This is a genomic window from Pseudoalteromonas sp. SG44-1, from assembly GCF_014164315.1.
GTDB classification, from domain to species: Bacteria; Pseudomonadota; Gammaproteobacteria; order Enterobacterales; family Alteromonadaceae; genus Pseudoalteromonas; species Pseudoalteromonas rhizosphaerae.
Genome location: NZ_JACJEW010000002.1, coordinates 69,033 through 83,741, shown reverse-complemented (window position 1 = coordinate 83,741; position 14,709 = coordinate 69,033). Strand labels below are relative to the sequence as shown.

The 14,709-nt window shown below is 40.8% G+C and carries 14 protein-coding genes and 1 tRNA gene; 12 read left to right on the top strand and 3 right to left on the bottom strand.

Going from position 1 to position 14,709, the window contains the following annotated elements:
• The first annotated feature begins 154 nt into the window (after nucleotides 1-154).
• The 4 genes from rpmI to H5187_RS01415 all read left to right on the top strand — a co-directional run bounded on the left by rpmI (nucleotide 155) and on the right by H5187_RS01415 (nucleotide 2,801).
• The gene (rpmI, locus tag H5187_RS01430; RefSeq protein WP_004587840.1) at nucleotides 155-355 is read left to right on the top strand and encodes a 50S ribosomal protein L35; all 201 of its coding nucleotides are present in this window, start codon (nucleotides 155-157) and stop codon (nucleotides 353-355) included.
• Nucleotides 356-370: 15 nt separating this feature from the next.
• Nucleotides 371-733 carry a 50S ribosomal protein L20 gene (gene rplT / locus H5187_RS01425; RefSeq protein ID WP_008110477.1) on the top strand — a complete coding sequence of 121 codons (363 nt, stop codon included), beginning with the start codon at nucleotides 371-373 and terminating at the stop codon, nucleotides 731-733.
• Nucleotides 734-906: 173 nt separating this feature from the next.
• A complete protein-coding gene (locus H5187_RS01420) occupies nucleotides 907-1,980 on the top strand; it encodes a sensor histidine kinase (protein WP_149982502.1) in 1,074 nt (357 codons plus the stop codon).
• Entirely contained in the window at nucleotides 1,977-2,801 is an 825-nt protein-coding gene (locus H5187_RS01415) for a LytTR family DNA-binding domain-containing protein (RefSeq protein ID WP_149982501.1), read from the top strand. The genes H5187_RS01420 and H5187_RS01415 overlap by 4 nt, the downstream gene beginning before the upstream one ends.
• Nucleotides 2,802-2,905: 104 nt before the next feature.
• Here H5187_RS01415 and pyk read toward each other — a convergent pair whose 3' ends face one another.
• Nucleotides 2,906-4,342 (bottom strand): pyruvate kinase, encoded by a 1,437-nt coding sequence (gene pyk / locus H5187_RS01410; protein WP_149982500.1) that lies wholly within the window; start codon nucleotides 4,340-4,342, stop codon nucleotides 2,906-2,908.
• 404 nt (nucleotides 4,343-4,746) lie between these two features.
• On the opposite strand from pyk, the gene gndA reads away from it, so the two are divergent.
• Nucleotides 4,747-6,120: an NADP-dependent phosphogluconate dehydrogenase gene (gene gndA, locus H5187_RS01405; protein ID WP_182797475.1), complete on the top strand. Its 1,374-nt coding sequence runs from the start codon at nucleotides 4,747-4,749 to the stop codon at nucleotides 6,118-6,120.
• Nucleotides 6,121-6,205: 85 nt separating this feature from the next.
• Here gndA and ansA read toward each other — a convergent pair whose 3' ends face one another.
• Together ansA and sppA are read right to left on the bottom strand one after the other, a co-directional pair.
• A complete protein-coding gene (gene ansA, locus H5187_RS01400; RefSeq protein WP_149982498.1) occupies nucleotides 6,206-7,216 on the bottom strand; it encodes an asparaginase in 1,011 nt (336 codons plus the stop codon).
• Nucleotides 7,217-7,286: 70 nt separating this feature from the next.
• Nucleotides 7,287-9,152, bottom strand: a complete 1,866-nt coding sequence (sppA, locus tag H5187_RS01395; protein ID WP_182797474.1) for a signal peptide peptidase SppA — start codon at nucleotides 9,150-9,152, stop codon at nucleotides 7,287-7,289.
• A gap of 218 nt (nucleotides 9,153-9,370) precedes the next feature.
• On the opposite strand from sppA, the gene H5187_RS01390 reads away from it, so the two are divergent.
• The 7 genes from H5187_RS01390 to H5187_RS01360 all read left to right on the top strand — a co-directional run bounded on the left by H5187_RS01390 (nucleotide 9,371) and on the right by H5187_RS01360 (nucleotide 14,667).
• Nucleotides 9,371-11,332 carry an FAD-dependent oxidoreductase gene (locus H5187_RS01390; RefSeq protein WP_182717443.1) on the top strand — a complete coding sequence of 654 codons (1,962 nt, stop codon included), beginning with the start codon at nucleotides 9,371-9,373 and terminating at the stop codon, nucleotides 11,330-11,332.
• 64 nt (nucleotides 11,333-11,396) lie between these two features.
• Nucleotides 11,397-12,074: a DoxX family protein gene (locus H5187_RS01385; RefSeq protein ID WP_149982495.1), complete on the top strand. Its 678-nt coding sequence runs from the start codon at nucleotides 11,397-11,399 to the stop codon at nucleotides 12,072-12,074.
• Between the two features lie 114 nt (nucleotides 12,075-12,188).
• Nucleotides 12,189-12,737, top strand: a complete 549-nt coding sequence (locus H5187_RS01380; protein WP_182739601.1) for an NAD(P)H nitroreductase — start codon at nucleotides 12,189-12,191, stop codon at nucleotides 12,735-12,737.
• A 202-nt stretch (nucleotides 12,738-12,939) separates the two neighbouring features.
• The gene (locus H5187_RS01375; RefSeq protein ID WP_145233198.1) at nucleotides 12,940-13,317 is read left to right on the top strand and encodes a hypothetical protein; all 378 of its coding nucleotides are present in this window, start codon (nucleotides 12,940-12,942) and stop codon (nucleotides 13,315-13,317) included.
• A gap of 101 nt (nucleotides 13,318-13,418) precedes the next feature.
• Nucleotides 13,419-13,509, top strand: a tRNA-Ser gene (locus tag H5187_RS01370).
• Between the two features lie 49 nt (nucleotides 13,510-13,558).
• Complete coding sequence (locus H5187_RS01365; RefSeq protein WP_182717446.1) at nucleotides 13,559-13,945, top strand: hypothetical protein; 387 nt, start codon at nucleotides 13,559-13,561, stop codon at nucleotides 13,943-13,945.
• A 104-nt stretch (nucleotides 13,946-14,049) separates the two neighbouring features.
• The gene (locus H5187_RS01360; protein WP_182760918.1) at nucleotides 14,050-14,667 is read left to right on the top strand and encodes an FKBP-type peptidyl-prolyl cis-trans isomerase; all 618 of its coding nucleotides are present in this window, start codon (nucleotides 14,050-14,052) and stop codon (nucleotides 14,665-14,667) included.
• The last annotated feature ends 42 nt before the right edge of the window (nucleotides 14,668-14,709 follow it).

Here is a 14,709-nt window from a genome sequence, read left to right as displayed (position 1 = left end):
TTCACCTGTGCTAACCGGTAATAAAGTAAAACTGCAGCATTTATGTTGGGTTTTCACCGGAATATGGCAGTAAGTTAGGCCTAAAAGTGGAGCTATAGCAATATATCTCACGCCTGCTTACTAATTTTAAAGCAATACATTTGGAGTTATTGCAATGGCTTATAAGCTAAAAAGTCACAGAGGCGCGGCTAAGCGTTTCAAAAAGACTGCTTCTGGCGGTTTCAAGCGTAAACAAGCGCATCTTCGTCACATTCTGACTAAGAAAACTTCTAAGCGTAAGTTACACCTACGTCCTAAGATGATGGTTCATAAGAACGACCATGGTCTAGTTTCACGTATGTTACCATTCGCTTAATAGGGGTTTTTAGAAATGGCAAGAGTTAAACGCGGCGTTGTCGCACGTGCACGTCACAAAAAAGTTTTAAAACAAGCAAAAGGTTACTACGGAGCACGTTCACGTGTTTACCGCGTAGCTTTCCAGGCTGTTACTAAAGCGGGTCAATACGCTTACCGTGACCGTCGTGCGAAGAAACGTACTTTCCGTCAATTATGGATTGCACGTATCAATGCTGCTTCACGTCAAAATGGTCTGTCTTACAGCCGTTTTATCAATGGTCTTAAAAAGACATCTGTAGAAATCGATCGTAAGATCCTTGCAGATATCGCTGTTTATGACCAAGTTGCATTCGCAGCGCTTGTTGCAAAAGCTAAAGAAGGCCTAGCGGCAGCTTAAGCTTTTAAAATAAGTATTAAAAAGGAGCCTATGGCTCCTTTTTTTGTGGCTAAAATAAAGTTTTCACCAACAGTTATTTGCGGTAAGGCTCGTGAAAAGCGAGATAGTCGGTAGTGATCCCAACCGCGCTAACGCTATATAATAATTACAAATAAATGAGGTAATTAACTATTTTGAATTGGCAATCCTTAGTTGATAACCGTCAACGCTTTTTCTGGGTATTACAGATTGCGGGTTGGGTCGGTTATGCACTTGTTAACTACATTGGCTCTAAAGTCTTTGAGATGCGCGATATTTATGTATTTGTGATCGTACTCAATGCTTACGCCGGCTGTTTAATGACTGTGCCATTGCGTTATATGTATCGCAAAGCCTGGAATGCATCTCCTTGGGTTTTAATGTTAGTAGTGTTTGGCGCTTCGTACATTACAGGGACTTTATGGGCGGTAATACAAAAGTTCAATTTATGGGAAATTTATCGCCATGGCTATCGTCCTACAGAGTGGTTTTACTATCTACAACAAGGCTTAGATTCGGTTTATATTATTCTTTGTTGGAGTGGTTTGTACTTTGGCATTAAATATTATCAACTACTGCAAAGTGAGCGCCAAAAAGCTCTAAAAGCTACTACGATGGCGCATGAAGCACAACTGAAGATGCTACGTTATCAATTAAATCCTCATTTTTTGTTTAATACTCTTAATGCTATATCTACATTGATTTTGGTAAAAGAGAATAAAGATGCTAATTTAATGGTGTCGAAATTGAGCGACTTTTTACGTTATACACTCAATACCGATCCGATAAAGAAAGTCCCACTTGAACAAGAGTTGCATGCACTGATGCTTTATCTTGAAATAGAGCGAGTACGCTTTGATGAACGGTTGCAAGTGAATGTGCAAATCAGTGATGAAGCAAAAAATGCATTAGTGCCGAGTTTAATATTGCAACCGATCATCGAAAATGCGATTAAATATGCGATAGCTCATCTGATCGAAGGTGGGGTGATTGATATTAAAGCACAAGTTTTTGCTAATGAACTATTACTGGAAGTAGGCGATAATGGCCCTGGTACTGAATTACTTAATGGCCAATTAGTTAATTCACAAGGGGTAGGGGTGGCAAATACGAAAGACCGCCTGAAAACTTTGTATGAAAATAACTATTCGTTTGTGTTATCACATAATACGCCAAGTGGATTGAAAGTGAATCTGCGCGTTCCGTTTGAGAAGGCTGTGAAGAAATGAGCAAGATTAAGACCCTGATTGTCGATGATGAACCATTAGCCCGTAGAGGCTTAGCTGTAAGGCTAGAGGAGTTTGATGATATCGAAGTCATTAAATTATGTAGCTCTGGCCAAGAGGCAATCGATGCATGCCAAGCAGGGAAAATAGATTTAGTTTTTTTAGATATTCAAATGCCTGGAATGAATGGATTTGAGGTTGCCAGAGCACTCAGTGAAAGTGTCAGAGCGTTACCAGCTATTGTATTCGTAACCGCATTTGATCAGTTCGCAGTCAAAGCATTTGAGATCCATGCTTTAGATTATATCCTTAAACCAGTCGACGACAACAGACTAAAACAGGCGGTAGAAAAAGTGCATACCTACTTGAAGACGCAACAAGACAACGCCCATAAAAAGAAATTGGCGAGTTTTGTAGCTGGAATTACTGGTAATAATTGTGAAGAGATTTTGAAAAAACTGGCAACTGGCGATACATTAACAGATCGCCGTTACCCAGAATCTTTAGCGGTGAAAGAGCAGGGTGAAATAATCCGTGTACCTGTAGCGACAATTCAATGGGTTGATGCCGCTGGTGACTATATGTGTTTACATTGCCAAGATGGTCAAACGCATATTTTACGAAAAACTATGAAAGAACTAGAACAGGAACTTGATCCTCAGCTATTTGTACGTGTACACCGCAGTGCGATAGTAAATACTAAACAAATTAGCAAGCTTGTAACTCAGGTAAGTGGTGAGTATTTATTAGTGCTTGATAACGGCCAAGAATTAAAAGTAAGTCGTAGTTATCGCGATAAAGTAAAAGCTGCGTTAGCAAGTTAACTTAGAAACGAGCTCAATAGCTGTTATATAACGAAGTAAATTAAACCATGTGTTTTAAATAAAAAACGCGAGCCTTGGCTCGCGTTTTTTTATAACTGCGTTAATTAAGCAACAGTAACAATTTTCATAGTGTTGGTTGCACCAATCGTTTCCATAGCATCACCATGAGTAATGATCACAGTATCGCCAGATTGTAATGAGCCCGCATTCACAAGTGTGTTAAGGGCATCTTTTACCATGTTATCTTTTTCACATTGTGTTGAGTCAAAGAATACCGGGTAAACACCACGATATAATGCTGTTTGACCAAGCGTACTGGCATGACGAGACAATGAATAAATAGGTAAGCCAGAGCTGATACGTGACATCAATTTTGCTGTGCTACCTGATTCAGTTAAAGTAATAATCGCTTTTACTGAATCTAAATGGTTTGCCGCATACATAGCTGACAATGCAATTGATTCTGCATTAGAAGAGAAACGACTATCTAAGCGATGCTTAGAAACGTGAGTTTCTTTTTGTGATTCTGCCCCTAAACAAACGCGCGCCATGGTTGCCACGGTTTCTTCTGGGTAATCGCCTGCCGCTGTTTCAGCTGAAAGCATTACCGCATCAGTGCCATCAAGGACTGCGTTGGCAACATCCATAACTTCTGCACGGGTTGGCATTGGGTTATCGATCATTGATTCCATCATTTGTGTTGCTGTGATCACGGTACGGTTAAGTGAGCGAGCACGACGGATAATGAGTTTTTGTTTACCCATTAAGGCAGCATCACCAATTTCAACACCTAAGTCACCACGAGCAACCATCACTGCATCTGAAGCAAGGATAATATCATCAACTGCTTCTACCGTTTCAACGGCTTCAGCACGCTCAATTTTAGCTAAAAGCTGTGCTTTAGAGCCTGCAGCTTCAGCTAGTGAACGCACATAACGCATATCATCGCCACTGCGTGGGAACGATACTGCGATATAATCAACATCAATTTCTGCTGCAGTTAATAAATCTTCTTTATCTTTATCAGTGAAGGCTGGAGCAGTTAAACCACCACCTAAGCGGTTGATGCCTTTATTGTTAGATAACACACCACCAACAGTTACTGTGGTATGCACTAAATGACCTTCAACATTTACTACTGTTAATTGAATTAAACCATCGTTTAAAAGTAGTAAGTCACCAGGGGCAACATCTTGTGGTAATTCTTTATAATCAATACCAACGGCGTTGATATCGCCTAGGCCTTTTTCCATTTTTGCATCAAGAATAAATTTTGCACCAACAGATAGCGTTACTTTGCCATCTTTAAATGTCGACACACGAATTTTTGGGCCTTGTAGATCGGCTAAAATAGCAATGTGCTTGCCTAGTTTTTTGGCAATGTCACGCACAGCTTGGGCACGGTCTTTGTGATCTTGTGCAATGCCGTGTGAGAAATTCAAACGCACTACGTTTGCACCAGCACGGATTATTTTTTCTAAGTTGTTATCTCGATCGGTTGCAGGTCCAAGGGTCGCGACTATTTTTGTGCGTCTAAGCATCAAATTCTCCTGTAGGCTTACGATGTTGTAAGCAGGTTGACGGTTTTTCGTTATTTATAGGTGTTAGTTTAACTGACACGCATAATACAGTTTTTACTGACAGCAAATAGCGCGTTGACATCAAGGTAACGTGTAAAGCTGTCATTATTTTATACAAAAAAATTATGACCACATTATGACACCGGTGTCAGGTCTCGTCAATGCTCGACTCAGAAATCCATATCAGGAAAATTTATCGCCCCGAGGCAACGGTTGTTTGATATAATCACAGTATCTTGCGTGTTTGTCTTGCGCAAAGCGTTGTATCTGTTGTCTAGGCTCGCAATTTTAAGTGGCTTGGGTATATAATGCGCGCGGTATTATTTCATTTACTAACCAATAGTTGTTACCGAGGAGGACACTAAATGCAAGTTGCATTAGTAGGGTTAGGCGTTATGGGTAAAAATCTTGCTCTCAACTTGATTGAACAAGGGATGACGCTAGTAGCTTATGATAAAAACCCAGACGCGGGCGAAGAGCTATTAAGCTGTGCTAAATTACAAGGCATGGCAGATCGTCTGCACATTGTGTCTGATTTAGGTGATATGGTAAAACGGTTAACGCCGCCTCGCTCAATTTTGTTATTAGTGCCAGCGGGTGAGTTAGTCGATAAAGTTTGCAGCGATTTAGTTGATGCAGGCGTTGATTGTGACGATATTATCGTCGATTGTGGCAATAGTAATTATAAAGACGGTATTACTCGTAAACTTAAATATCAAAATAAATTTGAATTTGCCACGATGGGTATTTCTGGCGGTGCCGAAGGCGCGCGTCATGGTCCTGCGATGATGGCAAGTGGTTCAGAAGGCGGCTGGGAACGCGTTGAGCCATGGTTTGAAAAAGTAGCAGCAAGCTACAAAGGTGAATCGTGTTTTGCCCGTGTTGGTCAATCAGCCAGTGGTCACTTTGTAAAAATGGTGCACAACGGAATTGAATATGCATTAATGCAACTAATCGCAGAAATGTATCAATTATTACGCTTAGGCACTAACCGCACTCCACATGAAGTTGCAGAGATTTTTAATCAATGGTCTGAAGGCACACTCAATAGCTATTTATTATCTATCTCAAGTCATATTTTATCGTTAGAAACCGATGCGGGTGAAGCGTTAGTTGATTTGATTGATAATAAAGTTGGCGCGAAAGGCACTGGTTTGTGGACGGCACAAAATGCATTAGAACTGGGTATCGCCGTTCCTTCATTGGTTGCAGCTGTGCAAGCGCGTCACTTAACCAATACTGGTGACACACATGCAGCGAAAGAAATGACGTATGCAGCTAAATCAACTTCACAGGTTGAATTAGATTTAGATGAACTTAAAGATGCCTTCTTGTTTGCAAGTTTACTGGCTTATCGTCAAGGCCTTGCGCTGATCAAAGGTGCATCACGTGCACATCAATGGAAAGTCGATTTATCTAAAACACTGCAAACGTGGCGTGCTGGTTGTATTATCCGTGCTGATTACTTAGATAACATCGCTGAAGGTGTTGAGTTTATCGACACTTTAGAAAAAGAGTCATTAGCGCTGCGTAAAATAACAGGTCAAGCAATGATGACTGGATTAGCATTTCCGGTACTTAGCTCAACGCAAACGTATTTTGCGACGTTGACGACACCAAGCAATGGTCATCTAGTACAAGCACAGCGAGATTATTTTGGTGAGCATGGCATTAAAGCTCATAGTGGTGAGGTATGTCATTTAACTGATTTAGTAGAGATTGACGCGAAAGTACGTTAATTAGACCAATAGGTTTAAATGAAAGGCACGCTAATTAGCGTGCCTTTTTAATTTAAAAAATAGTTTTTATTATAAAGCGCTCAGCTTATCTACTTAACTCACCACGTAAGTTGTCTTGCATTAAATGGCGAATAGTTTCAATTTCAAGCTTTTGGCTAAATAAGTAATGTAATTTAGTTAAGCATGCCTCTAAGGTCATATCGTAACCGCTGATCACACCAATGTTAAGTAATGCGTTACCAGTTGCATAGCCGCCCATATTTACATGCCCTTTTAAGCACTGGGTTAAATTGACGATAACCATTCCGCGCTTACTTGCGCTGGAGAGGATCTCTAAAAAGTCTGGATCTTGTGGCGCATTGCCCACACCAAAGCTCAATAATACGAGGGCTTTGATATTGTCGTTTACCAGACTTTTAACTACAGCATGACTGATCCCTGGATACAAGTATAAAACACCAATAGGTTGCGGCGTGATGTTGGTGACTTGTAGCTCATTTTCAACATACGGGCTTAACTGGCCTTTTAATAATTGAATATTAATACCTGATAGTGCTAATGGATCTAGGTTAGGGGATGCAAAGGCATCAAAGCCATCGGCATGCGCTTTAGTCGCACGATTGCCGCGAAATAATTGATTATTAAAAAATAAACTAACCTCAGCAATCGGATAATTAGCCGCTAAATACATCGCATTAAGTAAATTTACTTGGCCATCAGAGCGCAATTGCGACAGTGGAATTTGCGAGCCTGTCACTATCACTGGCTTTGTTAAGTTTTCAAACATAAAGGACAAAGCAGATGCGGTATACGCCATGGTATCTGTGCCATGAAGCACGACAAAGCCATCATAATCTTGGTATTTACTTTTAATATCATCTGCGATTAGTTGCCAATGAGCAGGGGACATGTCTGATGAGTCAATCAGCGGGCAATACTCGTGAATATCGAATAAGGGCATTTCATCACGATTAAATTCGGCATTGTTTTCTACGGTTTGTGTTAAAAAACCTTCAGCGGGAATATAGCCTCGACTCGATTTTTTCATCCCAATCGTACCGCCAGTATATGCGATATAAATACGTTTACGTTTCATAAAAAAAGCCCAGTAAAAAAACTGGGCTTAGTATAACGGTTAGTTGCTGCGATTACAGCCTATACACTATTTATTGCGAAATATTACACACTAAGCAGCGGGCATAAATGCCTTGCGGATCGTTGTAATCTTTTAGATCTTCAACCTCAGTTGTTAATTGCTTAACTAAACCATTGATAGATGCTTGGTTTGAGAGTGCGTTTTGTAGCGTACTTTGTGAGCCAATTAGCGATCTAATCGATGCATTTCCAAAAATATCCTGCATTAATTTCTCTTCCGCCGATAGACTCTGCTTAATGGTTTTAACTTCATAAAAATCAAGCTTAGCCAGTTCAGCTGCCGCTTTGATAGCGTCTTGCTTATTGCCTAATTTGTCAACTAAGCCAAGCTCTTGCGCTTGACTTGCAATCCAAACACGGCCTTGTGCAATAGAGTCAACTTGCTCAGGGGTCATATTTCGTGCTTCACCAACAACCTCTAAGAAGCGTTGATAAGCATCTTCTACACTTAGTTGAATAACCTGTGCCATTTTTTCATTAAGCGGGCGAGCGATCGATAGACCAGCCATTTCAGTTGTGGCAACGCCATCGGAATAAACACCTAATTTAGCCATGGTGTTTTCAAAGGTCATAAAGTTACCAAATACACCAATTGAGCCGGTAATTGTGCTCGGCGCTGCCCAAATTTCGTTGGCAGCAGAGGCAATCCAGTAGCCGCCAGAAGCTGCTACTGAGCTCATTGAAGCAACCACTGGTTTACCAGCTGCTTTAAGAGCAAGCACTTCAGCACGAATAACTTCAGAGGCAAACATACTGCCACCGCCAGAATCAATACGCAGTACAACCGCTTTTACTTTATCATCTAAGCGTGCTTTACGTAGTAAAGCCGCTGTAGAGTCACCACCAATTTCACCGGCTTTACGTTCGCCGTCAGAGATAGTACCGCGTGCAACCACAACGGCGACTTTTTCTGTCATTGGGTTATCAAACTCAATCGGCGGTTTAACCAATGAGAGATATTCTTTAAATGATACTTGGTTGAAGGTTTTGCCCGTTTCTTCAGTGCCTACTAAGGCAATTAATTGTTGACGCATTTGTTGATTGGTTTTTAAAGAATCAACCCATTGATGTTCAAGGGCATATTTACCTGAATCGCCATTAACTGCTTGCATTTTAGCCAGAAAAACGTCCATTGTTTCATCAAAGTTTGCTTCATCAAATGGGCGCACAGCGGCAACGTCTTGTTTGTATTCTTTCCACAATGCACCTAGCCATACATTATTAGCTTCTTTTGCTGCATCTGACATATCGTTACGAATAAACGGTTCAACAGCCGATTTAAATGTACCAACACGGAAAATATGCTGAGTGATACCGAGTTTTTCAAGCGCATCTTTAAAATACAATGGGTACATGCCAAAGCCTTGGATCTCTACACCGCCATAAGGGTGCATCGATATTTCATCAGCGTGCGCAGCAATGTAATATTGTGCTTGTGAGTAATAATAACCAGAGGCAATTACTTTTTTGCCGCTCGCTTTAAACCGCTCTAACGCTTGAGTGATTTGTTTTAATTTATTTAAATGCGCGTTAGGCATTTTTTGTAAATCCAGCAAAATCACACTAATGCGTTTATCTTCAGTGGCTTGATCAATTACTTCGATAATATCATCAAGTAAAATTTCAGCCGGCTCGTCGTTGCCCTGTGTTGCATCATTGATGGCAGCTTCAATTGGATCAACGTAAACTTTTTCTTCTACGATTGGACCATTGAGGTTTAGCCTGAGCACCGATGTGTTAGCAACATTGATTTCATTGTCATCGCTTGCGATTGAAACAATGAAAAGAATAACGAGTAACACAAATAAAAAATTGAGGACTAAACGACGAGAAAAGTTAATTCCTGCCCACAGTCCTTTAAATAGCTTTGCAATCAAAATAAATCCTTAGTCTGGTACAACTTATATCTGTCACCATCTTAGCCCAGAATAAAAATTAATTTAACTGTTAAATCGTAACTAAGTATTTATGAGCGAGGTTTTAACCGTGAGAATGTGAACATATTAACTAATTTATCGCTTTTGTTGCTTATTACTTGCCAATCGAGCAAAATTGGCTAATGTATAGAGGTTAGACCAGTTCATTGGGGCAGAGGATGTTAGAACAACAATTACAATTGAAACACACACAGCTACGTAACCGTTTGGTAATGGGCTCAATGCACACGGGGCTTGAAGAGGGATGGCATAACCGAAAACGACTGCGTGCTTTTTATGAAGCGCGCGCTAAAGGTGGTACTGCGATGCTCATTACGGGGGGCTACAGTCCTAATTTGCGTGGCAAATTAACCCCAATCTCATCGTCTTTTAATAGCTATTATGATGTGTTTAAGCACCGTGCATACACTGATGTTGTCCATCAACACGGCGGTAAGATTTGCTTACAATTATTACATGCTGGACGTTATGCGTATCATCCATTTAATCAAGCACCAAGTGCAATTAAAGCACCTATTAACCCATATCAACCCAAAGCAATGTCGCTCAGTGCAATAAAAAAAACCATCAAAGACTTTGCTCATTCCGCCTATTTAGCACAAAAGGCAGGCTACGATGGCGTTGAAGTGATGGGCTCAGAAGGTTATTTGATTAATGAGTTTATGGCACCGCATACCAATAAACGCTCAGATGAATACGGTGGAAGTTTAGAAAACCGTATGCGTTTAGCGTTAGAGATAGTCAAAGCTGTACGTGCCAAAGTAAATAAAGAATTTTTAATTATCTTTCGATTATCGGTGATGGATTTAATTCCGAATGGGTCAACACCTGAAGAGGTTACGATCCAGGCCAAAGCATTAGAGCAGGCTGGAGTTGATATTTTAAATACTGGCATAGGCTGGCATGAAGCACGAGTACCTACTATTGCGAGTATGGTGCCAGCAGGTGCATTTAAAGAAGCTTCAAAACGTTTAAAAGAAGTGGTATCGGTTCCTGTCATTGCTGTAAATCGTATTAATACCCCCGAGATTGCCAATGAAATTTTAACTGCAGGGGATGCCGATCTGATTTCGATGGCACGACCACTATTAGCCGATCCAGAATTTTTTAATAAATACCAAGCACAACAAAGTAAACACATTAATATTTGTATCGGCTGTAATCAGGGCTGTTTAGATCATGTATTTAAAGGTAAACGAGCAACATGCTTAGTGAATCCTCAAGCGGGGTTTGAGCTAGATTATCCTCTTGAGCTGACCAACAAGGCTAAAAATGTGTTGGTTGTAGGTGCTGGGCCTGCGGGCTTATCTGCCAGTTGTTACTTAGCGCAAAAAGGCCATACGGTAACGCTGATTGATAAAAATACAGATATGGGCGGCCAATTTAATTTAGCGATGCGAATTCCTGGTAAAGAAGATTTCAATCATACCTTGCGTTATTTTATTAATGAACTTGAACGTCTGAAGGTCACGGTAACACTCAATACTCCTTTTACCGATAAAATGCTTGAGCAATACGATGACGTGGTGTTTGCAACGGGTGTGCGCCCGCGTGAGGCAAACTTTACCTGCGCGGATAATAAACGTGTTTTTTCATACGATGAAGTTATTCGAGGCGAAGTTGAATTAGGGCAATCGATTGCAATTTTAGGTGCCGGCGGCATTGGCTTTGATATGGTTGCTTTTTTAAGTGAACATAAAGACCAAAGTATTGCTGATTTTAAATCGCAGTGGGGAATTGAGTGTCAGCCAAGTCCAGATAAAGATAATCGTCAATTGTTTATGCTAAAACGCAGCGCCGGGCGTTTTGGCAGTGAGCTTGGTAAAACAACGGGCTGGATACATCGTCAAGTTGCAAAGCAACATGGTGTAAAACAGATCGCTGATTGTCAGTATCATCATTTTGATAAGCAAGGTCTAAAAATTACTGTGGCAGGAGAGGAGCAGGTGCTACCTGTTGATACAGTGATCGCTTGTATCGGGCAAGTCTCTAATAACGAATTAATGTCGGGGTTAATCGATAATCCTAAAGTACATGTAATTGGCGGGGCCAAATTAGCATCAGCAATTGATGCAAAACGAGCTATTTATGAAGCGCTTCAGGTCGCGCGTAAAATTTAACTGAAATAAACTTTTAATCGTAGCGGTCTTTGTTTAATACATTACAAAAGACTAGACTGCTACGATGAATACATTGATCACACTATATAAAACTTCCCTCCAAAAAATAGCCATTTTTGATGGTATCCCTGCTTTACTATTTAGACTGATACTGGCGCCAGTTATGATCATCGCAGGTTATAACAAGCTAAATATCAGTGGTAATGGTAATGGGTTTTTTGAATTCTTTTTAGCTTCTCCAGATGTTGTTGCTTGGTTTGGTAACCCAGACTGGGGCTTAGGCTTACCTTTTCCTGATTTACTGGCTTTTTTAGCTGGCTGGAGTGAATTTCTCGGTGGCTGGCTGCTCTTAGTTGGTTTATTAACCCGTCTGGTTAGCATACCGCTGATGTTTACTATGGTCGTTGCCGCAACCTCTGTACATTGGCACAATGGCTGGTTTGCGATTGCGCCGACAGATCCAGATACCAGTGCTGCACAAGTACTTGATTGGTTGGCGATCCCCGGTGCAAAAGAAAGTTTAGATAATTCTCGTGAAGTAAAAGAACGTATTGAGAAAATTCGAGGACTTGTACAAGAACATGGTTTCCCAGATTACCTTTATGAAAAGGGTAAACCGTCGATTTTGAATAATGGCATTGAGTTTTCAGCAATTTATTTTGCGATGTTATTGAGTTTATTTTTTACCGGCGGTGGGCGTTTTGTTAGCCTTGATCACTGGTTACGGAAAAGATTCGAATAATCTAAATCTCTACCTGTCAGTTTGCGACGCCCGTCGCAAACTTTCTAACTTTCAAACTTTCTCAGCAATCCCTATCAATGCTATGCTAGTTTCTTTTTTAATTAGAGAATCGCTATGGACGCTATTGAGCTTTTATTGACTCGTCAGTCAGATCCTCGACTGATTGCACCTGCCCCAAACAACAGTCAACTTGATATTATTAAACAAGCAGCGCTTCGTGTGCCTGATCATGGTTGCCTTGCGCCTTGGCAATTTATTGTTGTTGCAGAAGATGCGCGAGAACGACTCGGCGAAATTTATTATCAAAGTGCAGTTGCAGAACAACAAGATGAAAAAGTAATTAATCGTGCCAAAGAGTTACCGCTGCGTGCACCGATGATAATCATTGCCATTGCCAAATATCAAGCGCACCCAAAAGTACCGCGTATCGAACAAGTACAAAGTGCTGGTTGTGCTGTGTTAGCTATGCAACAAGCAGCTTTTGCGCAGGGACTTGGTGGTGTCTGGCGTACTGGTTACTTTGCGCAAAGTGAGGCGGTAAAAGCGGCGTTAAAGCTTGATAATGAAGATGAGATTGTCGGTTACCTGTATTTAGGCACTCCAGAAGTGGACTGTAAAAAGACTGTTCGTCATAGCCCAGAACACTTTTTCACAAACTTATAGTTGCCAAAACGTAATTAATTGGAACTTTGTCGTGTTATTTCAGTCAGAGTGCATTAAGGCTACCTTTGTTATTATCTTTAGGTAGCTTGGCTGTCTGAAGCGCTTGGATGCAATAACCCTCAATACAATGGTTTGTTATTTTTCTGCAGTTTGTTAATGTATGGAGTGTCTTAATTAGAATAACAACAAGAAGACGAGGATAATGGGAAATTTATTTTTACGTGAAAAAGAAAAATGGTTAACGTGGTCCTTATGGGGCTTTGTTGGTGCGGCTATCACTCTTTACACAGCATTTAGTACACAGACTCCTCATTTAATCGCGATCTCATCAACTGCTATTGTGGTTATCTTAGCGTGGTGGATGCAACGCACAAGACGATTTGATTTTGGTAGAGCGTTTAAAGTGTGTTGTTACGTGTTGTTTGTGAGTATTTTACCCGCTTTTGTATTGGTGCTTGTACCAAGTGATGATCTAAACCGCTTTGATTTAATCTTTCAGAGCTTAAGTTTTGTAACTTTTAGCTTATTAGTCTGCTTACTGTGTTCGTGGGTCGCGAAACGTCCAAAACAGTATTATTGATGTATTTTTAAGCGCTTCGAGTAATTGTAACGATTAATTTGAACTTTTTTACTTTTAGGGCTTTACAACAAGGCGGCTAACCCCTATTATCCGCGCCGTACGGAGAGATGGCAGAGTGGTCGAATGCACCGGTCTTGAAAACCGGCAGGGGTTTATAGCCCCTCTAGGGTTCAAATCCCTATCTCTCCACCATATTTAAAAAGCCGCCTTATGGGCGGCTTTTTGCTATCTGGAGTTTAAGATGTCACAGCAAAATCAATTAAACACCACACAACGGGTGCTAAAACACATACTGTTATGGTCGGTGTTTGGCTACTGTTATCACAGTGCTATTAACTTACTCGTTAAAATGGCGATGGATGCACAACCAGAGCATGTATTGCTCACAGCTATGCTTTACTGCCTAGGCTTTAATCTATTAGCTGGGCATTTAATTACTAAATATGATAAATACTGGCCAGAAATTGCGGCAATATTTATTGGTTGTATCGGTTTATTAGTCGTGCCGGTGTTATTAGTTGGTACGCAGGCATTACTGAGTCGTCCATTACTTGCTGGTATTTTAATCAGCTTGCCAATCTTGACTTTTGCTGTGCGATTAATAAAGCGAAAACTCACTAAAAACTAGCTCTAAAGAAGCCCAAAAGGGCTTTTTTTTATGATAGCATAGGCGCGTCTTTTAACTGATACCAGCGTTATTAAGCTTGGTATAAACAAAACGTGAAACATATTATGTCAGATAATTTTACTACAGATGCTGAAAAAGCAAGTTACGGTATTGGCCTACAGATGGGTGAGCAACTTAAAGCTAACCCTTTCGAAGGTTTAAACTTAAATTCAGTATTTGCAGGCATGAAAGATGCGTATGTGGGCGGCGATTTCCAAGTTGAGATCCCTGAGATCCAAGCTGCATTCGAAAAAATCAACACTGAAATCCAAGCCCGTCGTGAAGAAGAAGCGAAAGTACTTGCAGCTGAAGGCATTGCATTCTTAGAAGAAAATGCAAAACGTGCTGAAATCACAGTGACTGAGTCTGGTCTTCAATATGAAGTACTAGCAACAGGTCAAGGCAACAAGCCAACTGCTGAGTCAACAGTGCGTGTTGATTATCACGGTACACTTATCAACGGTACTGTATTTGACAGCTCTTATGAGCGTGGTCAACCTGCTGAGTTTCCAGTTGGTGGCGTGATCAAAGGCTGGACTGAAGCATTACAAATGATGCCTGAAGGCACCAAATGGCGTATCTATGTTCCTCATGAGCTTGCTTATGGAGAACGTGGTGCCGGTGCTGCAATTGCACCATTCTCAACACTGGTATTTGACGTTGAGCTACACGAAATTCTTTAATTAGAAATTGAGTAATAAAAAGCCGCGCTAATAACTATTAGC